General features: G+C 56.5%; 20 protein-coding genes and 1 pseudogene. 7 read left to right on the plus strand and 14 right to left on the minus strand.

Annotated elements, in window-relative coordinates:
• The 4 genes and pseudogenes from GH784_RS22715 to GH784_RS22730 form a co-directional block, all read left to right on the plus strand.
• Positions 1–435, plus strand: a pseudogene (locus tag GH784_RS22715) (BID domain-containing protein); the annotation flags it as partial.
• A gap of 249 nt (positions 436–684) precedes the next feature.
• Positions 685–1,215 carry an MgtC/SapB family protein gene (locus GH784_RS22720; RefSeq protein ID WP_281406572.1) on the plus strand — a complete coding sequence of 177 codons (531 nt, stop codon included), beginning with the start codon at positions 685–687 and terminating at the stop codon, positions 1,213–1,215.
• Between the two features lie 313 nt (positions 1,216–1,528).
• Entirely contained in the window at positions 1,529–2,626 is a 1,098-nt protein-coding gene (locus tag GH784_RS22725; protein ID WP_233284975.1) for a hypothetical protein, read from the plus strand.
• A 184-nt stretch (positions 2,627–2,810) separates the two neighbouring features.
• Positions 2,811–4,754, plus strand: coding sequence for a DKNYY domain-containing protein (locus GH784_RS22730; RefSeq protein ID WP_246670481.1), 1,944 nt, complete (start codon positions 2,811–2,813; stop codon positions 4,752–4,754).
• Positions 4,755–4,794: 40 nt separating this feature from the next.
• Here GH784_RS22730 and GH784_RS22735 read toward each other — a convergent pair whose 3' ends face one another.
• From GH784_RS22735 to tssH, 14 genes are all read right to left on the minus strand, one after another.
• Positions 4,795–5,595, minus strand: a complete 801-nt coding sequence (locus GH784_RS22735; RefSeq protein WP_233284974.1) for a hypothetical protein — start codon at positions 5,593–5,595, stop codon at positions 4,795–4,797.
• A 292-nt stretch (positions 5,596–5,887) separates the two neighbouring features.
• Positions 5,888–6,331, minus strand: coding sequence for a hypothetical protein (locus tag GH784_RS27225; protein WP_194842994.1), 444 nt, complete (start codon positions 6,329–6,331; stop codon positions 5,888–5,890).
• 370 nt (positions 6,332–6,701) lie between these two features.
• Positions 6,702–7,151, minus strand: a complete 450-nt coding sequence (locus GH784_RS22745; RefSeq protein ID WP_013760977.1) for a hypothetical protein — start codon at positions 7,149–7,151, stop codon at positions 6,702–6,704.
• A gap of 2 nt (positions 7,152–7,153) precedes the next feature.
• Entirely contained in the window at positions 7,154–7,702 is a 549-nt protein-coding gene (locus tag GH784_RS22750; RefSeq protein ID WP_153793824.1) for a hypothetical protein, read from the minus strand.
• Entirely contained in the window at positions 7,699–8,643 is a 945-nt protein-coding gene (locus GH784_RS22755; protein ID WP_246670482.1) for a hypothetical protein, read from the minus strand. Before GH784_RS22755 ends, GH784_RS22750 begins: the two co-directional genes overlap by 4 nt.
• 274 nt (positions 8,644–8,917) lie before the next feature.
• Entirely contained in the window at positions 8,918–9,295 is a 378-nt protein-coding gene (locus GH784_RS22760; protein WP_013760980.1) for a PAAR domain-containing protein, read from the minus strand.
• A gap of 16 nt (positions 9,296–9,311) precedes the next feature.
• A complete protein-coding gene (locus GH784_RS22765) occupies positions 9,312–9,845 on the minus strand; it encodes a hypothetical protein (protein WP_112154279.1) in 534 nt (177 codons plus the stop codon).
• Between the two features lie 6 nt (positions 9,846–9,851).
• Positions 9,852–10,817 (minus strand): hypothetical protein, encoded by a 966-nt coding sequence (locus GH784_RS22770; RefSeq protein ID WP_019566792.1) that lies wholly within the window; start codon positions 10,815–10,817, stop codon positions 9,852–9,854.
• Entirely contained in the window at positions 10,814–11,278 is a 465-nt protein-coding gene (locus tag GH784_RS22775) for a hypothetical protein (protein ID WP_019566791.1), read from the minus strand. Before GH784_RS22775 ends, GH784_RS22770 begins: the two co-directional genes overlap by 4 nt.
• Before the next feature lie 8 nt (positions 11,279–11,286).
• A complete protein-coding gene (gene tssI / locus GH784_RS22780; protein ID WP_153793825.1) occupies positions 11,287–13,440 on the minus strand; it encodes a type VI secretion system tip protein TssI/VgrG in 2,154 nt (717 codons plus the stop codon).
• A 13-nt stretch (positions 13,441–13,453) separates the two neighbouring features.
• Positions 13,454–13,954 (minus strand): type VI secretion system amidase effector protein Tae4, encoded by a 501-nt coding sequence (locus GH784_RS22785; RefSeq protein ID WP_013760985.1) that lies wholly within the window; start codon positions 13,952–13,954, stop codon positions 13,454–13,456.
• Positions 13,955–13,965: 11 nt separating this feature from the next.
• Positions 13,966–14,355 carry a Rap1a/Tai family immunity protein gene (locus GH784_RS22790; RefSeq protein ID WP_013760986.1) on the minus strand — a complete coding sequence of 130 codons (390 nt, stop codon included), beginning with the start codon at positions 14,353–14,355 and terminating at the stop codon, positions 13,966–13,968.
• 108 nt (positions 14,356–14,463) lie between these two features.
• Entirely contained in the window at positions 14,464–14,940 is a 477-nt protein-coding gene (locus tag GH784_RS22795) for an Hcp family type VI secretion system effector (protein WP_004431488.1), read from the minus strand.
• Positions 14,941–14,997: 57 nt separating this feature from the next.
• The gene (gene tssH, locus GH784_RS22800; protein ID WP_153793826.1) at positions 14,998–17,667 is read right to left on the minus strand and encodes a type VI secretion system ATPase TssH; all 2,670 of its coding nucleotides are present in this window, start codon (positions 17,665–17,667) and stop codon (positions 14,998–15,000) included.
• 220 nt (positions 17,668–17,887) lie between these two features.
• Here tssH and tssA point away from each other — a divergent pair, with 220 nt between their 5' ends.
• The 3 genes from tssA (at position 17,888) to tssC (ending at position 21,096) form a co-directional block, all read left to right on the plus strand.
• Positions 17,888–18,943, plus strand: coding sequence for a type VI secretion system protein TssA (tssA, locus tag GH784_RS22805; RefSeq protein ID WP_111790019.1), 1,056 nt, complete (start codon positions 17,888–17,890; stop codon positions 18,941–18,943).
• 65 nt (positions 18,944–19,008) lie between these two features.
• A complete protein-coding gene (tssB, locus tag GH784_RS22810) occupies positions 19,009–19,518 on the plus strand; it encodes a type VI secretion system contractile sheath small subunit (RefSeq protein WP_153793827.1) in 510 nt (169 codons plus the stop codon).
• 96 nt (positions 19,519–19,614) lie between these two features.
• Complete coding sequence (gene tssC, locus GH784_RS22815) at positions 19,615–21,096, plus strand: type VI secretion system contractile sheath large subunit (RefSeq protein ID WP_004431481.1); 1,482 nt, start codon at positions 19,615–19,617, stop codon at positions 21,094–21,096.
• Positions 21,097–21,102: the final 6 nt, after the last annotated feature.

The raw sequence follows: 21,102 nt of genomic DNA on the forward strand, positions 1-21,102 counted from the left end.
CATATCGGCTATGTCTCCGAGGCATGGGAGCGCCGGCTTGGCGAAGAACGTCAGAGCGAACAATGGCAGCGTGAGCAGCGTGATGTGATCGAGGTTCCCGGCCTCACCTCGCGCAGCGCCGAAATCCTTGCCAAGGTGGAGAAGATGCAGGTCGAGAGGCGAAGCCAGTTCATCAAAGAGCTGCGGTCGTCTCCTGAGGGGCAAACCGCGCTTGACGAGGCCAGGCTGGTGGCCGAAGCGCTCACGCGGCGGTTTGGTAATTCCGATCCCCGCAGGTTTACCGAGGAGCTCGAGGCACGCACGGAGCTCGCAAAGCAGGCCGAGCAGATCAACACAATCGCCCGCATGGTGCATCGTACACGCCATGCCGAGCTTAGCCATGACCACGCGTTGAGACAGCAGAACCGGTCTCAGGGGCTTGGATTGAGCCGATAGTGCGTGCCGACGACAACATTGGCGTCTTTTAATCGGTCACCCCAAAAGTGCGCCACGCTTCCAGATTTCCTAGGCGTCCCGATGCACCTATCACCGTTCAGCGCTCGAGACGGCTTCCCTCAGCAGTTCATCAGGACTGAATCAAACAAGCCGAGCTGTCCGGCGAAACGGGGTACACTCCAGCCTGCCTACAGAGGGCCCCCACGAAATTGGGTCACACGAAGCCCAAGTAGCCCAGCGGCCTGCGCCCTGCCCGCCATCCTCGAAGTTAACGAGGATATCCGCATGGGCGGCCAGGTGGTGACGGGGATAGGCTTCCTTGGCGCAGGACTGATCATGCGCACCGGCCTCAACATTCGCGGGTTGAGCACGTCGGCGACAATATGGGCTACGGGAGCGATCGGCGTCCTTGCGGGTTATGGAGAAATTTTCGAGGCTGCTGAGGCAACGCTTCTAATCTTGTTGATCAACATAACCTCCCCCAGAGTTGTTCGGCTCATCGAGCGCTTTGTTCCACAACACCCAGTCGAGTCACAACGTCGTAGGGTTGAGGTCCGCACGACCACGGAAAGCGAAACCGAGGTCCGGTCGAGTTTGATGAGCCAAACGCGTGACCATCAACTAGCAGTCACATCACTCGCACGGCGCGTCAATTCACTGGATAGGACCATCACCATTGATGTCACTATTTCAGGTGATGACGTTAACGACGAAGTCATGAGCGTTCTTGCGCAATCTCTTAGCTTGTCGCCAAACATTCTTTACTGCACCTTCACGTAGTTTGGAGACGCCAGGGCCGGTTCAACGACAATGCCATAGCCGCCATGTTCGCGCACACGAACATCACATTCCCTTGACATCTGTTCTCGGAGATTTTTGAGAGCTGTCACGATTTCGGCCGTCTGGCGCTTTTTCCAATGCCGTTTCCATGAGAGTCTTCACCAGTCTAAACTCAGAGGTTGTGTCGCTGTACTTTTCATTGCACGGTTAGGCAGAATTATAATTTTTGATGTTGACCGGGGAGCGGATGGTACACGGAGAGAAATGCCGGTCTTTTGCATGTGTGCTTGTCGCAACTTCGGTCGCCGTTACGATGTTCGCCGGAACCGGTTTTGCACAGGATAACGATAGTGCCGTTCAAAATGCCGTACCGGTGATGAGAAAATTCGATTTCTCAGCGCCAGCCCTCAATCTTGAAGGGACGCTTTCCCCAAATGCTACGGTCGAAACCGTACCAATGAGTCCGACGGAGCCTGGCACAATCGGTAATGTGAAAGTCATCGGAAAAATAACTTCAGATTCGTCCAGTCCGAAAATCGAGACGACCTTTATCGGGTACAATCTGCAGGCGCCATCGGCAGCGTTCCGGATCTGCACTTACCAGGCAGACACTGCTGGATACACAACGCGCGTCTCAAAAGTTGCATCGGACCTGACAGAAGCTATGCTTCTGGGCACCAAGGATCAGAGCGGCGAACCACATAGCGCCCTTATCAGCTATTGCTTCTCTCGCGGGAAGCAGGCGCTGGGCATAAATTTCGTTGCAGATGTCAGCAACGCGGCGGATGCTGACGCGGCTTATGATCTGGTAGTTCGGGCTGACAAGTATGCCGTTGCGTTCATTGACAGCCTCTCATGGGAAAATGGAGAAGAATCAAGCTTTGGGGAGGAGCTGCAATCGGTTCCTGTTCGGATAGCCAACGAGCGGATCGCACTCCGCATCCCGGACCAGTGGGAAATACCGATCAACGATTTTCATGGCGCTTTGCCGGCCGAGTTGCACATGATCAGGCGCAAGGGCGGAAGAGATGTTGGCCTGATATGGCTGCTCGTTCAGGACATGAAGGAAAAACCGGACCTGGAAATGGCCGGAGCCACGATCGTGAGGGATTACTTTGTCAGGCAGACACCTGATGCCCGGCCACCCGCACTGATATCGAGTGAGGAAGACAGTCTGCTTGCAAAACAGGGAATCCCCGCACGCACCTTCCGGTTTTCAGTGACAGACAAAAAAGGTCAGGACAGCGGCGATATAGATGCGACCGTCATATGGCGGAATGGGCGCCTGCATGTACTCACCCTTTGGTCAGCGTGGCCCTCCGCCGCCGATAACAGCAACTTCTTTTCCCGTCTTCCAGCTCTTACTGTCTACGATATCGTGCGACAAGCCATGGTAACAACGCAGCAATAAGGTCCGGCGCAGATAAAGAACCAAAGCGCACAAAATGTAGAAAAAACATCAAACTAGGGTATTTTCTTAAAGTAAAAAAAGCCTGTTTCCTTCTGGTATTTTGAGCCGCAAAAAATGGCGCAAGATAGACAGGTAAACTGGCTTGGAACCACGGCTGGCATTGACACCACAGATCGGAGCGGACTTGGGCGGAACTAAGCTGACTGAACTTTTCCCACTACCCTATGCCCATTGGTATGCGGCCACTCTTTTTGCCGAGGCCGGGTATGCTGCGTCACAGATATTCGAGCGTCTCAACATAGATCCCGCGCGCTGGCAACGGTTCCAAGAGCGCTACAGCCAACTTCATTACGCCAATACAAATTGGGTTGCGGCCGCGTTCAGGCGGGACGGACTTCCCGAACCCGAGCAGGATCGGGCGCTTTTCCAGCGTCTGACGGGGAATGACGGCATCGGCCTATCGGTAACAGAACCCTTCAGCATGCGCACAGAGCTTGCGGCTTTGCGGCGGGCAGTCGAAGCTAATCCTCGAATCGGCCCCTTCGCCAATGTCGACTGGGTCGCGCATTACATCGGAGAAAGACGATTCCCGACCATCCGCTATATCCACAATGGCCATCAGGTCTATGTGGACGGCGCACCAATCCGCGACCGCAAGGGCGTCCCGTTGTCCGGGGTAGACCCCTTCACCTTTCGACAGCTTGGTGACCGCTGGTTTTGCGACGATAGACATGTCTACGGCCAGGGCGAGACACCAACGAAGCTTTTCTGGTTCTCAGCGCGCGGCGCCGATCCAGACAGCTTCACCGTTCTGAATCAACGTTATGGTGTCGACAAGGCCGCCGGTTATTACATTACCAACTTGCGCCTTCCCACCGAGGAGCCGGGTACATTCGGGATCGTCAGCTATTATTACGGCAGCGGCCAGAAACCGGGCATCCGTATCGAAGAGAGTCACTACGCAAAGGACAGTCGCAAAGTCTATGCTTACGGGGTCGCGATTGAAGGCGCGGATGCGGCCAGTTTCCATTCCATCGGCGACGAAGGCAGATATTTCGCTGACAGGAAGCATGTCTATTGGGAGAAGAGCCTGATTCCCGACGCGGACCGAGAGAGTTTTGTCTGCGCATCAGAAGCAGGTCAGTATCGCGCTTATGACAGCGAGCGGCCGTACTATGCAGGGCAACCTCAATCAGTCTCGGCAGAATTTGAGTCTTGGAGCGGCTATTTCGAGAACCATCCCGAGATTGCCGACAGCTGGTGGCACCGGGAGAAGGCACGCCGTGCGGTAAGCGCGTCTGTGGGGAATGAGCCAGTACCGATCGGCGGTCTCTATTACAGCGATGGACGCCGGATTCTGGTTAGGCCACAGCGTCCGCAGGAAGCCGAATGGGTCTCACTCGATCATTTCGACCACGACAGCTTCCGACACATCGTTGATGTGTTCGGGCAGGATCGGCACGGCCTGCGCTACTTCTTGCCCGGCCTCGAACATTACGGGATGGAGCCCATTGAGAAAGCCGATCCCGCTAGCTTCGAAAAGCTCGACGGCCCATGGTTCAAAGACAAGCAGCAGGCCTATTACATCGACAGTACAGCACCTTTACCAGAGCTTGCTGTCGTCAAAATCGACATGGCGAGCTTCGAGGTTTTGGGCGGCGCCTATGCTCGTGACGCAAAAGGGCTGATCGTTGAAGGTGTGCGCAAGCGCGGCATCGACAATCCCGCAGCGGTGGAATCGCTCGGCTTTTCCTTTGCACGGATGGGCGATACCCTGCTTTATCGCGGGAAGCCCATCAGCCGGCCCGGCAAGGTCAATCCCGCCACAGCGCGTGGTGTCAACGATCAGCTTCGGATTGATGCGAACGGCGAGATGCTGTTCGGAGGCAGTTATCGCAAAAAGATTCCTGGAATCGATCCAGCCATTTTGCATTTCCTCAACCGTGTATTCGCAGTTGACGCACGGCATGTTTACGCGATGACCGATACAGGACTGCTGCTCATTGAGGATATTGAACCGGGCGAAGTCGAGCTAGCCGGCCTCTACGCGGTCCGGGTGGGCGACACACAGCTCCACGTTTCCGGTGGCATCGTAAGGCGGTTACGACCCGAAGATACAAGTGGATGAGTAATGCCTGATATCAAAGCTCCCCCCGAGGCTGGGTGCGTCAGTAGTGACGAGCGGCGTGCGGAGGTGCCAGGGCGGTGAAACCTGCGCCGTTGAAGTCATGCAGGCGCGAGGAAGACTCAATAGGCATGACATTACCGGATCGGAAGTCGCTTTTTGCCAGCCTATAGAGGCACCCGCCGCGTGCAAACACCAGATCGCCGCCATCCCAGTCTGCCCAATCCGTTTCCGGAAGGTCGACAAGCAATGTTCCGTCCCGGTCAAACACGCGGTAGTCCAGTCCGTACCACGCCTTTTGACTGCGACCGATCGAATGAAGAACCATCTGAAGGCTCCGGCCGTTTGCACCCGGTTTTTGCAGGACACGCGGCTTGTTGAAGCTGTAAAAGGTCGAGGCCTTCAGGCCATTGGTTTGCCCCTCACCGGCGTCGATCACACGCCAACCGTCACGCGCAAGTATGTAGCCGCTGATGGGCTCGTCCTCTCCACGTCCCGACAATATACCGCACGGGTCCACTTGCATGCCTCGCTTCAATCGAAAACCTGGAGCGAACGAGACGCGGTTATCGTCAAACGGATGGTTGAGAAGCAGTTTGTTCTCGTCCTCGAAAACACCGCCTCCTCCCCACGCGTCTCCTTTTGGCCAAAGCGTCAGTGCGGTGAAGAATGGCGGCTTCGATATGGCCGTCCAGCTCGCGTAGGGCGGGCGATTTGTGGCCGCGAAGTAGACCAGAAGTTCTCCGGACGGAGAAAGATCGCAGCGTCTCTCGTAGACCCGTCCCTTCAACCATTGACCATGTTCAAAAGTGTCGGTGCGCAAGTCCCAGCGAATGAGCTGCACCAGCCGGCTCGGGCCGCGCCGAAATATGACACCTGTTCTCGCTGACCGTGCCAGGATCGCATACAGCCTCGGTGCAAGTGCCTTCCGAGAAGGATCTACAGTCTGCTTGCCTTTCTCTACAGCCACCTGAGCAACTTTCTTCCGGCACTATCTGACGCCGTCATGTAGGACGTCACATGACAGTTTATCCCTGTGTCCGCATCAAGCTTGCGGACTTCCATCTCTCACCTCTCCGAAATACCGCGCAACACCATTATCAGATACTGGACGAAAAAATCGACATTGCGTAGTTTTAAACAACAACTGCATCCATTGAAGCGATTTGACACTTCGTCTCCCACGATTTGATCCAAACCCGGATACGTCGCCGTTTCAACCGATCGAACAGGAGAAACGCTTGCTGATACTTGAGATCGTCATTTTTTCTGCGGCTCTTATCGCGGTTGGCCTTCTGGCTGTGCAGCAGATTATCGCGCAGGTTCGGGAGTATAATTTCTACAAGAAGAATGGTGGTGATTTTTCTGTCGACAGCAACATGGATCACGTCAAACTTGACAGATCCATGCACTATAACGACCTCCGCCTCACGAACTGGCAGCGATTTTATCTGTTCCGCCCAGCCTGCATCGCGATGCTCGTCTTTGTTTGGGCTATGATGGTAGTCTCTTTGCTTTAACTGAAACGCCAGGCTTAGGTTGCCCTTGGCATTGCTCGTCGACCAGACTGGTTTCGGCAAGCCCCCTGCAGCACCTCACCGGTGCCAAGACAATGCGATTTTGTTCGGCAAGCGGTCGGAGGCAATGGCGATCTTAGTCATTCGGTTTAGGCCGAGGTTTAAATTTGACGTGCCTGCGTATAGCGCTGCGATTGCGTGTGGCCATGCGGGCTGTTCAAAGCCACCTCGACGTTAAGCGGATACAAATGCCTCTTCTGGCTGCGCAAATCCGCAAGATGCGCTTAAACGCTGAACTCGAGGTCCAAATCGTTGACCTTCGCGATCGCATTCGTTCCGCTCTTCGTGTAGACGACCTAGGTGCCGGCCAGCGAATACATTCCCAGACCCTTCCCGCACACCCGTGATCAGTCCTCAGTGGGGTCGTCCGCCATTACCCGATCGTATAGTTCGATGCTACGCCGCGAAGATGTGTGACCGTCGCTTGCGACAAAACACCACTGCCCAGATAATCAGCAAAGCTGAATGAGAATATGTCACTTCGTTCTATCGCCTTGACCAGATTGGTATCACCAAAGACAACGAGGTATTCGTGATCCTCCGGCGCCCAGATCCAGAGATCATGAGCTGAAAAATGGATCAGAAGGCCATAAGGCGAATTTTCAAACAGTGCATCAAGCACCAACCCGACCGGTTGCGGTGCAAAATGGCGCGGAGGCTGACCGAACTCGTAAGCAGCGAAATCAATCTCGTTACTACCGATACGCGCGGCGACGAGAGCGATTTCCTCCTCGCTTGGAAATTCGGGGTAAATCCTCGCCGCGAAATTTCTGTTTCGAATGGCCTGATGATCCAGCGTGCAGTCTTTTCCAATGAAGTCCATAATTAAACCCCAGGTCCGTCATTATAGCGTATCTCGGTCTGACGACCGTTTGGCCTACGTATTTGCAACGTCGGACGACCGTCAGAGCTTCCCGGACGGACGGTAACCTTGCTGCCGTCTTCCAGTTCCCCCGTGCGGCCCGGCCCGTATTGTGTTTCGATACCTTTCTCCTTGCCCGGTTTCAAGGAATCGAAGTCGCGTTCAGCTTCCGCCATACCGCCATCCTTTTCGCCGTGTTTTGTCTTACCCTTTGTCTGTTGACTGACGCCCGCTTCATCCTCCAGTTCCTCTTGCCGCTTCTTCTGTTCTTCCGCCTTTGCCGAATCGCAGTTCCCAGTGCAGCTTCCCGCCTCGCCATCGGCGGGTTCAGAATGGCTCTCATTGTACATTTTGTAGAGTTCGTAACCTTCATAGGCCAGCATGGCGAGGCCCATTGCTGCACCAACTGGCCCAAGAAAACCGAGCGCGGCGCGGGCACCGAGCCTCGTTGCCACGCCTGCAGCCGCACGGCCAAGCAGAACCTCCCCGCCAGCAGCAGCCACGGCAGTCATGCACCCCCCCGTTCTTTCGCCGCATTCGCCATCAGCCGCATCATTTCATCCAGCCGAGCGTCAGGATTGCGGCCTCTGAGGTTCTGGCGAATATCAGGTGCTTCGATGAAGCGCCCGTTGCTTGCGCTCATAAGGTAGGTCCACTGAAAGAATCCGCGCTCGGTTTTCAATCCGTAAATTCGTGCCTGTGTTTCATATCGTTCCATGAATATGAGCGCTTCGCGCTCGTCCATGCCTTGTAGCAAGTGCGGCGCGGACCTTTGAAAGGCCGTCACTCGGCGGCGACGCGCGGCGAGCATTCGCGATGCACTGATGACCTCGATATTCTCAGGAGTCAGGCGCAACATGCCGCCCTGCGCGACGACATCAACCGGTCGATGAGCGCGCTTGATGTTCCCACCCCATGCCTCGGCCGGAGCGAAGTAGATTTCTTCGGCCGGGCCCATAAGGCGCACCACCTGTTCCGGCGAAAGCGCCGGCAACACCTGCATCATGACATTCGGGTCGGCATGGCGGAAAACAACAATTTCGCTACGACCCCGCGCCTCTTCAAGATCAAGGCCGAACGATGCCCCTTCTTGCGCATCGCCGGCCGCCAAGGAGATATCACCGGCTTCTCCAGAAACCGAACCGCTCAATCCCGCGAGCGCGTCTCGCTCAAGCGGCAGAAAGATGCGGTTAATACCACGAAGATGCCTGTAGATTGTTTCCTCAGAAAGGCAGCGATCACCGACCCAGAATACCACAGCCGGCCTGTCTGCGATAAGCTTGAGCAGGGCCTCTATTCTGCTCTTTACCCGCCCAGGCAAATCGATCTCGTCGGCTGGCATCAAGCCGCCGCCACTTTCATCACCATTGGCGACTGCTTTCGCCATGTCATTCGACAGTTTCGCTGCCAGCGCCTGCAGTTCCTCGTCGCTTGGCTCCGCCGTCTCGACCAAGCTATCCGGCGCACTTGAGGCCGGCGGCGAAAGACTAAGTGAAACGAGCCACGGCCCGCCGAGCACAATTGCCGAATTGGAACCCGCCGACCGATAGAGCGGCCTGTGGCACAAACCAGCCGCCGAAAGATCCGCTGTTAGGTTACCGAAGAGAGCTCCGTCCAGCACCGCATAGATTCGCCTGTCGCAACTGTCCGCAATCCGGGAGAGGCGTTTCAGATAAACCTGACCGACCGCTGGCACCTCCGCTCCGCCGTTAAGCTGGCTCTGCATCTTATCCTCGAACCGTTGGAACGGACCGCGCGGCCATGCTTGCCTGGCACGAGGTTGCATCACTGCCGCCCTTCGGCTCACGGTCGCCGATGTAGACGTCGGTCGAACCGGTTTGCGCATTGCCGCCACAGTCAATCGCATCGCCTACTCGACCGGCCCGCTTGCCGTTGATGAAGACGGTGGATGCTCCAGCCGCCAGAGCCCGCGGATGTGAGGGCTTCGGGCAGGACGGGCAGCCATGCGGCAAATAGGCATCCCCGACGCGCATCAGCGGCCGACCATTCACATAGACATTATTACTACCCCCGGTCGCCGGTGTGGGTGGAAAATGGCAGGAATGGGATGAACCTATATCGGCACGGCGATGAGCTTTGGGCATCGGCTATATCCCCTTTTCAGCGCGCCTGAAGCATGGCGCGTGTCAGTAACCCAAGCCGTGCTCCCTGCGGCGGGACAAACGATCCAGGGAGCCATTCGGGCTTCGAGGCCAAGGCAAGAGCAACGGCAAAATCGTCATCCTCGGTGCGCAGAAGCGCACTCAGATCTACAGGAACAATAGCGGGATTGAGCATAAGCGCAGCAAAATCGCTGCCGATTTCAGGGTCGATCTTCCAATGCAAACTTTTGCCGCGTCCTGCGACCTCGGAAAAGGTCACATCCCCCTGACACCAGGACAGAGCGGAGCAGCCCAGCGGTGTCCAGCCTTGGCCATCGCACAGCATTCTCCATCTGTCGGCCGAGAATTGTGATAGATTTGCCAACAGCTCATGTTGGGTTCTTATCGCTTTCAGCGCGATGTCACGGCTTGAGCCACCCGCATTGAGCATGCGTACATAGGTATTTTTCCACTGGCGCTCGGTGGAATGGAGCTCTAGCCAAATTCCCGCCGGCGTAGATCCGTCGTCAAATTTCACTGGCTTTGATAACATCCGGCCTCACCTCCCCTCATAGAATATATGTTGCTTGTCCATAGGCACCCAAGGCATGAACGGGTTACTGTCAGGGGAACGCGCACCCGAATAGAATTTCTCGGTCATTTCTACCGACCTCTGCAGTGCATAGCCGGAATCAGGGAAACCGTATTTAGCGGGATTGACCTGCATGTCCCTAGTGATCGAGTTGATGATACGGTCCTGTTCCGCGATACGATCAAGCTGCTTTTGATAGGTATATTCTTCCGACTTCCATTCACGGAAATATGGATGAACGTTGTAGGCTTGGAATGGGTATTCCTCGCGTTTTGACCGGGACAACTCGTTCCAGAGCGAGTACCATTTTTTAACTCGCCAAAAGCCAATCATGGAACCCAGGGACGCGCCAACCAAGGTGGCTTCGGTCTTGACATTGAGGGCCGTCGCCCCTTTGAAAAGATTGCGGGCGTCGGCAAGATAATATGTCCCGACCCCTATTGCCGCATCAACAGAAGCCCCTGAGACCCACCCCATGGTGTAATCCAGATCGTTGATACAAAACGGTTTGAGAGCGCTCATTCCGTTCTGTTGCGCAGCAAGAAAACGGTAAATTTTTTCAGCGGAATCATACTGGTCTCCCGCTGTCGGGATGTCCGATATGTCCTTTGCGGTTTTCATATCCTCTATCGTCTTGAGTTGTTCGGAAGCCCCGCCGCCCTGACCGATCCTCATCGACTGCCCGCCGCCGCGTTCAACGCGCTTGGCGGCATTGGACATGCCGTAACCTGCTGACAGGCCGGCCCCGTAGAACGAGGCGACACAGGCGCACAAGTTCTCCCGGCCGAACAACAGAAAGGTGTGCGCACCAAGAATCAGAGATGCGCCACTGTCATAACCAATCAGCCATGACTGGGATTTGGTATGTGCCAATCCAGCCCAGGAGTCGGGAGTTTTCAGGTCGTTGCCATAGGGAAATGCGCTGTCGCTCATTGCTCCGCCTGACCGTATTTGAATGGCACATAGGGTACGAATGGTTTCGACGGATCGAAGTTCTGCTGTCCCGGATAAAGAAGGCAATAGAGCTTCTGTTTGTAAACGACCGCCAGTGGATAACACGCGTCCTTCTTGGCCATGCCGCCCGCGCCACATTGCTGGAGCCCCTCGAGAACCTCCATCGCTCGGCACTTTTCTTCCCTACAGTCGTAGTCCCTGATGTCCTCATAACCTTTAGAATAGAAAATGCGCGTTTTCGTATAGCTGTCTAACGGCCCAAGAACGGCCGCAAGCCCTGCATAGGCTCGGTCAACATCCTGCTTCTCTCCGATGTTGAAGGTGGATGGCGTATCCGATGTGAAGGCGAATTTGGCCGGATCGGTTTCGCATTCAATTGCGAAGGAAAAAGAGCTGGAGGCCATAAGGATCACACATGCCGGGGCCAGGATTCTCGTCATATTGCTTCTCAATTCAAATCTATCCTTCCGCCATTGACGACAACACGCTGTTCGCCATTGATCTCGATCTCTTCAAAGTCGAGAAAGAGCTTCGTACCGCTCAGCGTGACAGTTCCATCCTCATGCATCAAAACATTGGCCTTTCCGCAAGTCAGGTGCAATTCGCCCCCGCTATGTACGGTCGCGCTGTTTTGCGCAGACAGCGACATCGTGTCGTTGCTCATGAGATTGACACGTGTTCCTGCGTTGACGCTGTAGGACATACCGACATTGGTAGCCATTCCGGCCCCCACGTTGACGGCTTTGAACACACCCACGCTCTCAGTATTGTTCTTCTCGACGATGACGGACATATTGCCCTCGCCAGGATTGAGAAGCCCTGGAAAACCGAGGTTCTTTGCAACGTCGCCAATCCCGCTCACAAGCGAATTCAGCACCGAATTCACGACCCTTCCTATCCCGCTCGGCCCAACTGTAACCATCATATTGCCACCAACAACCTCGTGGTGGTTGTTGCGCACCTCTATCGACTTATTGTGGCCAACCGACTGGACCCAGTTATTATCAATCCGTTCGCTGTGATTGTTTCGGATTTTTTCGTTGCGGTCTTTCTGGGCGTGAATGTAAATTTCCTCGCGGCCATTCTCGTCTTCGAAAGTCAGTTCGTTGAAGCCCGAACCTTTGTGCGTGTTAGTCCGGAACGTGCTCTTGGTTTTGTTGGCAGGCAGCTCATAAGGCACTGTCTGACGCGCATTCGGCACCACGCCGGTGACCAGGGGCCGGTCCGGATCGCCATCCACAAATGCAACCATCACTTCCATGCCGATGCGCGGGATGATCTGGCCGCCCCAAGTGGAGCCCGCCCAGTTCTGCGCAACCCGCACCCAGCACGTATCCGTGCCATCCTTCTTCGCCTTACGATCCCAAGGGAACCACAGCTTGATGCGGCCATATTGATCGGGATGGATTTCCTCACCCTCGGGGCCAGCGACGATTGCCACCTGCGTGCCTTCGATGCGTGGGCGCTTCGTCGTCCGGTGCGGCGTTAAGGGAACGCGGGCCGGAATTGCCTCGAAGTGGTTGCGATACTCAGGCTCGTTACTGTTTGTCTCATAGGAGAGATCGACGATGCTGTGGCTTGCCCTGATGATCACATGCTCTTCATAGGCATGTTCGGGATGGGCAACCTCGTAAGGCGTAAAGCGACGGCCGGGTTCGAGAATGCGTGAGGTGGACGATCCGAATACCCGGTCGTGATCGGCCTCGATCGCCTGGGTGCGCAGTTTCTGCGCCCGTTCCGCTTCTTCCACCGTCTTGATGCGGGCCGGATATTCGTAGAGCTCGCGCTTCGCCGCGTCCGGCATTTGCACCAGAGACGGCGTCATCGTGCCAGGCACCATGCCCGGCGTCTCGAAATTCCAGTCCGCGCCCGCCCGCTGGCCGGAGACATAGGAGAACCGCCGTGCCCAGTCATTGATGTGGTTGCGGTCCGACGAGCCCTGCGCCAGCCGCACAGTTCCCTCCCCCTGGGCAGCCGGAGACGGCCCGAGCCAGCCGCTGGCGCTATCGGCAACATGCAGCTTATGGGAACCGTCCTCGTGGCTGAACCAGTAGAACAGGCCATCCTCTTCGAAACGGCGGGTGAGATAATCCAGATCGGTCTCGTTAAACTGTACGCTGTAGTGCTGTGCAAGCGGCGGCGAAATGATGCCTGACGTATCGGGTGCAGGAATGCCGTGTTCTGAAAACAGCGTCTCAACGATATCGACCGCCGTCTTGTCCATCCAGATGCGGCAATCGGAACGCCGCGAAAGCAACCACATCTGTGGCCGGATGGTCATCGAGTAAGAGCGCAACCCACGCGTGATCGGAGGACCTTCATGGAGCTCTGTTACAAGGCCGTTAAAGGGACGGCGAACACCGCCGCCCTCACCCTCGCCCTGGCTGATCTCGAGCGAAACATCGACCAGCCGCCCGATCAGTTCCTCGGGCTTAACCGCCTCCTTCTTGGCACGCACCGTCAGGCGAATATCAAAGAGCTGCGATACGCCTTCCTCGACCGTCAGACGCTCCGGCAAAAGCTGATCCTCTCCCAAAGGCGACTTGACCTTGAGGACGCGGCTTGCCTGAACGAAATCAGAAAGTGACGACTGGTCGTTCATGGAACACTCCTAATCAGGACCCGCGGCTGGACTGAAGTGGCCAGAACCAGATCGTTTCCGAATTGTAGTAGCAGGCCGACGCGCATTGGGTGGCCTCTGAGCCACCCCGCACAAGATCGATATGGCCGCCTCCGGTGTAACCAGGGATATTGTTGAACGCCACAACACCGTTACGGGCACCGATGCCATTACGCGCTGTCGCGGGGGTAAACGGTTCGGGCTCGCCTAGATAGCTCGTCCGTTTCACCAGATTTGCGAGGCGGCGCATGTTCACCTCAATGCCCTTGCCCGCATATGGACCTTTCTGGATGCGATGCGAGGCTGGCACGATGTTGATCCCCGATTTCACGAAAGCGATGCTAACGCGGATGGCACAGGTATTGTGATAGTTCGGGTTACCGATAAAATCATCCCAGCCTATTTCCGTGAAAAGATCACGCTGGCTGACATAGTTCGGGTGCGACGGGTCGCTGCTCGGATAATTCTTATAAAGAGTGTCAAAGTTAACGCGCATGGTTCGTCCCACTAGTTACTTTTCTGCTCACAGGGAAAGGAGACCTTGAGCGCCTCCCGCACGAGAGTGGCTGCCTGTTCATCCAGTTTTTCCGCAGGAAGATCGCCGAGATAGGTGTAGATCCGGTCGTTGAGTTCATGGGGCGCCACGGCGCCTGCACCACACCAGTCCGATCCGCTCGTCAGATCGGCCACGCCAGCGATATAGGCGCTTGATTTTGCAACGGAAACCAGCCGCCGCATTTCCGGATCGGACACCTCCGGGGCAAGCTTACCCTCGATGGCCTGCTTGAGTTCGGCACCAGAGAATATCCATGTCCGCTCCGCCGCACCGACCGGCGAAAGACCGGAAGATGCCAGAACAACCGGCACGGAAACAAAAAACGCATATAGGGAGCGCATCAAAAAACCACCTAGACCAAACTCGACGTGAAACATCACGACGTGAGCTGCAAAACTGCATTGAAAACGTTCCGGTGCCGGCAACGCCGGCACCGGGTCGCGTCACGATCAGGCAGCCTTCGTCGTCGCCAGATCGTAGGAGGCGATCATCGGAGACTGCGGCGAGTTGTTGTCGTCGAACGGCGTGTACTTCACTTCCATCTTCGTGAAGTTGAGCTTGACGGTTTCCACCGGACGGTCACCGCTGGAATCCACCGAGTAGCTGGCGATAAGCGTGTTTGTCAGCAGATACTCGATATAGGTGTTGCCGGGATTACCCGTGGTCACCAGATGAATGGTTGCGAGCTTGCCGGTCCGGCCGGCGCAGGCTTCCTGGAAAAGCTTGGTGGAAGAAGAATCGCTAACCTTGGTCAGAATGACTTCCGAAATGGTCGGTTCGGATGCCTCGCGGTTTGCAGCAGAACCAGCAGAGGTGTTCATGTTGCGGGCCACGTTCCAGTGAATGGCTTCAATATCCATCCACTTGCGATGTTCTTCATGGGTGGCGTCGCCCTGGATACCGTCAATCTGCAGATAAATTGGCATGCTGTAAGCTCCTGTAGCTAAAATGACCTCTTGCTCCGAGGCCGAGTTACCCTTCGTTTAATGCCGCATGCGTCGGGTAGCCCCATCCGACGCGGCAACTTTATCCACCCCAACCTCTTCGGTTACGGCGAATTCATCTGCTTCCCCAGCCTCTTCGGCACGAATGCCGAACCCGTTTTCACCAAAATCGACAACAATGTTCCCGACACGCTCTCCCGCGATTACCTTTTCGAGGAAAAAGCTGGAAAGAGGCGGCAGGAGGTCCTTGCCGATCATGATTTCAATGGCGCGTGCGCCAATCTCACTTGCACCGGCGCGCGCCACCAGGGCATCTCGCGCCACATTGGACAGGGTCAGGCCGGTGCCATATGTTGCGAGCACACGTTCCCTGATCTTGCCAATCTGCATATCCACGATCCTTGCAAGCGCCTCCGTACCAAGCGGCATGAAGGGAAGAATGATCGTGCGCCCGAGGAACGCGGGCTTGAACTGTTTGGTAAGCTCCGGCATCAGAAGCGCTTCCAGCGCTTCGCCTTCCGGCATCGTGTCGGGATCGGCCGACAGCGCCGAGAGCAACTCCGAGCCTGTATTGGCCGTCATGAAGATAGTGGTGTTCTTGAAATCCACGTCGCGGCCTTCGCCATCACGCAACACGCCCTTGTCAAACACCTGATAGAAAATGTCCTGGACGCCGGGGTGAGCCTTGTCGATCTCATCCAAGAGCAGAACCCCGAACGGCCGACGGCGCACCGCTTCCGTCAACACGCCGCCTTCGCCGAAACCGACATAGCCGGGCGGCGAACCGAGAAGAAGCGAAACCTTATGCTCTTCCTTGAACTCCGACATGTTGATCGTCGTCAGATGGCTGTTGCCGCCGTAGAGCATATCGGCGAGCGACAGCGCGGTTTCGGTCTTTCCTGTTCCGGACATGCCAACAAGGAAAAAAACGGCCGGCGGGCGGCGCGGATCGGATAATCCGGCCCGCGCAGTGCGCATGGCATCGGCAATCCGTGCAATTGCAGCATCCTGCCCCACCACCCGCTGCCGCATACGCGCATCGAGTGTCCGGGCACTTTCGATCTGGTCCGCCAGAAGTTTGCCAAGTGGAATTCCGGTCCATCGCGAAACGACGGCGGCGATCGCCTCACGATCAACGACCGTCGGGACAAGTCTCTCGGCATTTGCCGGTTTTGCCTCAACCGCAGGCCGCAGGGGAGAGACATTGGAAACATCGCCTTCAACCGGCTGCTCTTCGCTTAGCTCAGCCATCTCCGCGTCGTAACGGCTGCGCAGATCATCGATCCCACTCTCAAGCTTTTCGACTTCGCCCCGTATCGACTGGATACGGCTGTCAATCTCGCCATCCTGCGGTTCACGCAGAAGCCAGTTCAACTCATCGGTGAGAAGGCGCCGCTCGCTTTCCATAGCGCGCAGCCGCTCCGGCTGGGTCTGCCGTGCCAGTGAGACGGCAGCCGCGGCCGTATCGAGAAGGCTGACGGCCTTGTCCGGCAACTGCCGCGCGGGCATGTAGCGTGCGGATAATTGCACCGCGGCCACGACCGCCTCGTCACGAACGACAACGTTGTGATGGCTGACGAAGCTGTCAGCGACACCGCGCAACATACGTATGGCGGTCGTCTCATCCGGCTCGCGCACATGTACAGGCTGGAAACGACGGGTCAGCGCCGCATCCTTTTCGAAATACTTCTTGTATTCGCTCCAGGTCGTCGCCGCGACGGTGCGCACTTCACCCCGCGCCAGAGCGGGCTTGAGAATATTGGCCGCATCGCCCTGCCCGGCCGCACCACCCGCACCAACGAGACCGTGGGCCTCATCGATAAACAGGATGACCGGTTCGGTAGAACGTTTGACCGCATCGATTACGCCATGAAGGCGGCGCTCAAACTCACCCTTAACGCCGGCACCGGCCTGAAGTAGCGAAATATCGAGGTTCAGCAGGCGGACATTGCGCAACTTTTCCGGAACGTTGCCAGACGCGATTTCCAGCGCCAGCGCCTCGGCAACCGCCGTTTTGCCAACCCCCGCCTCACCTACCAGGATGGGATTGTTCTGTCGGCGGCGCGTTAGAATATCAACGAGCTGGCGTAACTCATCATCGCGGCCGATAACAGGATCAACCTTGCCATTGCGGGCATCTGCGGTCATGTCCTGGGTGTAAAGGCGCAAGAAATCATTCTGGCCTGCAGACTGTCCTGTCCCTGCCTGCCCTGAGCCTGCCAGCGCGGAAGGAACATCCACGCCTGCGCCATTTTCAGTCGAGTTGCGAAGAAGCTCAAGCGCGGTGCGATCCATCGCCTTGAGAGAAGGAAATGCCGAGCGGACGAAAGAGCGAAGTGAGGTTTCCTCATCCATCGCCAACAGCAGATCGCAAAGCGTAACACGGTCGCGGCCAGCCTCCAGCGATGCGAGAATCCATGCCTCCCGGGCTGCCGTGAGGATGTTCTGGGAGAGCGACAATGCCTCTCCGTCGCCGATGATGGACTCCTCCAGACTGCGGCTGATTTCAGCCTGCAATACCGGAAGTGGAATTTTTAATTCCTCGAATGTTTTCGCATAGATGCCGGAGTCCACAACCGCAAGCAGCCAATGCGGGATATCCACGTATCTGTGCCCCATGCGCACCGCAACAGAAGCCGCAGCTTCAAGGGTAACACGCAGGTCTGGCTCAAGCGCTCCAACAAGGCGGTTGAGATCGATATGCGACATGCAATGAGCCTCCTGCCCGGGTTCATTCCACAACGTGACGTGGAGTAAATATGATGATGAAACCAACTTGTCCACCCCGAAGTTGATTTTTTGTCAGATGAGATTATCCACTAGACGCCACAATTTAGACACATTTAGAATAAGTCTGTCTTATGAATAGCCTTACGTAAGGGAAGTAACTACAAAAAATCCATTACTATTTCTCGGAGATAGACTGCCGTTGAACGCGCCGAACGTTAAAACAGATGTAGAATTTCTGAACGACTGCGGAGAAAATATCCGGGTCAACGCAAGAACGCGTGAAATATACTATAGAATTAAGGATGAAAGAAACCAAGCTCGTACAGAAGAGCGCGCCGCTTCTCCGCAGGATAACCTGAAAATATCCAGTAGCTGGGATAATGTCAGCAATCTTGGATTGCAGATTATATATTCCGAAAGCAAGGATGTTGAAATATTGGCGTGGCTTGCGGAAGCATCGCTGCGCCTGCGCGGCTTTCATGGTCTGCGCGAAATCTACGACCTCGGCAAAGAGCTGTTTTACAACCACTGGGACTCGCTGCGGTCAATCAGCGACGATAATGACGAAGAAAAATTTGCACCTTTAGCGGGATTGAACGGTGTCGGCAGCGAAGGAACGCTTGTTCAGCCTTTGCGCCTCGCCTCATTGATCCCAGGCGGCAAATTTGGCGAACACAGCCTATGGGACTTTCAACTCGCGCAGCGCCCAAATGAGAGCAAACGTCGCGAAGAGCTATATCGGCTTGCGTCTGAAACTGGCGTTGCCGCCATGTCATCCCAGTTGGCAGAGGTGACTGCGTGCCTCTCCGCGTTTGATGCCATCATGGCCATCCTTGCCGAGCGCTGCGGGCAATCCGCACCACCGAGTTCCCATATCCGCAACACGCTGGTCGAAGCAGCGTCTGCAATTCGCTCGCTCGGCGGGCGTGACCAGGAGCCGGCATCCGTCGAACAGGAACCTGTGGGCATCAGCGGTTCAGACGAGAGCGGGCCGGCGGCCGCGCGGCCCGCCGTGACCGCACCGGAAGGCATATTATCGCGCGACGAAGCATTTGAAACTCTTCTCTCGGTTGCGCGTTACTTCCGCCGTACCGAGCCGCATTCACCGATCTCCCTTGCCATAGAGACACTGGTGCGCAGGGGACGCATGGATTTTTCGGAGCTGCTGGCCGAGCTTTTGCCGGAAGCCCAGGTTCGAAACGCAGTCTTAACCGCCGCCGGCATCAAGCCAAGCGGAGAGAGCAACGGAAAATAGAAAGCGCGGAGCGCGACGCCACTCCGTAACAGTCGTCTGTGCCAAGGGGCACCAAGGAGGTTGAAATGGCAAGTGTACATGAGAAGCTGGAGCGTGTTCGCAAACCACGCGTTCACATCAAATACGAAGTCGAAACCGAAGGCGCGATGGTAATCAAGGAACTGCCTTTCGTGGTCGGTGTGCTCGGTGATTTCTCCGGCAATCCCACCCAGCCGCTCAAGCCGTTCGGGGAGCGTAAATTCGTTCAGATCGACCGCGACAATTTCGACGAAGTCATGCGGCGCATGACGCCCGGCCTCAATATTTCCGTTGCCAATACGCTGCAAAAGGATGGCACGGACATGCAGGTCAACCTGAAGTTCGAAAGTATGGATGATTTCGAACCCGGCGCTGTCGTGCAGCAGGTTCCGGCGCTCAAGGCGCTTTTGGATGCCCGCAACGAACTGCGCGACCTTCTTTCCAAGGCCGACCGTTCGGAAGATCTGGAGCGGATGCTGGAGGATATTCTGCAAAACAAGACCGACCTCGCAACGCTGGTTTCCGAACTCAAGGAAAAGAACGGCGCGAACGAATAATCGCCTGTGTGGAGGAAAATCTCCTCGAACGGCCCCGCTTGGGGCTTCTAACTGTTCAAGCGGCATTTTCAAAGCCGCATGTGGAAGGACTGAAACATGAGCGCTGAGAGCCTGCTGAAAAATGAAGCACAGGCAACGACCGCCGAAGATCAGGGACTGCTGTCCAAGGTGGTTGCCGCTACCCGTCAAACCGAACCGGACCGCGCGCAGAACCTCCTGCGTACGCTGACCGATCAAGCACTGAAGGGGACGGTAAAATATGATCGCAACCTCACCGTCACCCTTAACCACGCGATCGCGGAGCTGGACCGCACGATTTCCGAACAGCTCGCCGCTATCATGCAGGCGCCCGAATTCGCCAAGCTTGAGGGCACCTGGCGCGGGTTGAACTATCTCGTCAAGAACTCCGAAACGAGCGTCAACCTCAAGATCCGCGTCATGAATGCCGGCAAGCGTGAACTGGCGCGCGATCTCGAAAAAGCCGTCGAATTCGATCAGTCCCGCCTCTTCAAGGCGATCTATGAAGACGAATTCGGCACCCCCGGCGGCGAACCGCTCGGCGCCATTATCGGCGATTACGAATTCGACAATTCCTTCGATGACGTCCAGCTGCTGCAAGGCGTCTCATCGATAGCGGCGGCAGCCTTCGCGCCATTCATCTCTGCTGCCAGCCCGCACATGTTCGGTTTCGAGGACTATCGCGATCTCGCCCGTCCGCGCGATCTGGAAAAGATTTTCGACACGGTCGAATATGCCAAGTGGCGCAGCTTCCGCGAAAGTGACGATTCCCGTTTCGTCACGCTTGCTCTTCCGCGTGTGCTGGCGCGTATGCCCTACGGCCCGAAAACCAACCCGATCGATGACTTCGCCTATGACGAAACCAAGGGTGCGGTGAATGGTGACCTTGAGCATGACGAATATTGCTGGATGAACGCCGCATACGTGATGGGCACCAAGCTGACCGATGCCTTCGCCAAAAGCGGCTGGTGTACGGCTATCCGAGGGGCTGAAAACGGCGGCAAGGTGGAAAACCTGCCCATGCATGTCTTCTCCAGCGATGACGGCGACCTGGATCTGAAATGCCCGACCGAAGTCGGCATTACCGACCGCCGCGACGCCGAACTCGGCAAACTCGGCTTTCTGCCGCTGTGCCACTATAAGAACACGGACTATGCGGTGTTCTTCGGCGCCCAGACCGCGCACAAGCCGAAGCTCTACGACAAGCCGGAAGCAACGGCCAACGCCGCCGTTTCGGCACGTCTGCCCTACATCATGGCCACGTCGCGTTTCGCGCATTATCTCAAGGTCATGGGGCGCGACAAGATCGGCTCCTTCATGGAAGCGTCCGATTGCGAAGTCTGGCTCAATCGCTGGATCGCCAACTACGTCAACGCCAATGACGAGGCGGGTGAGGAAAGCCGCGCCAAATATCCGCTGCGCGATGCCAAGGTGACCGTGCAGGAAGTGCCCGGCAAACCCGGCGCCTACAATGCGGTCGCATGGATGCGGCCCTGGTTGCAGATGGAAGAACTGACGACCTCGCTGCGCATGGTCGCCCGTATTCCGTCGAAGAACTGAGCCTGG

The organism is Agrobacterium tumefaciens (assembly GCF_009649785.1).
GTDB lineage: Bacteria > Pseudomonadota > Alphaproteobacteria > Rhizobiales > Rhizobiaceae > Agrobacterium > Agrobacterium tumefaciens.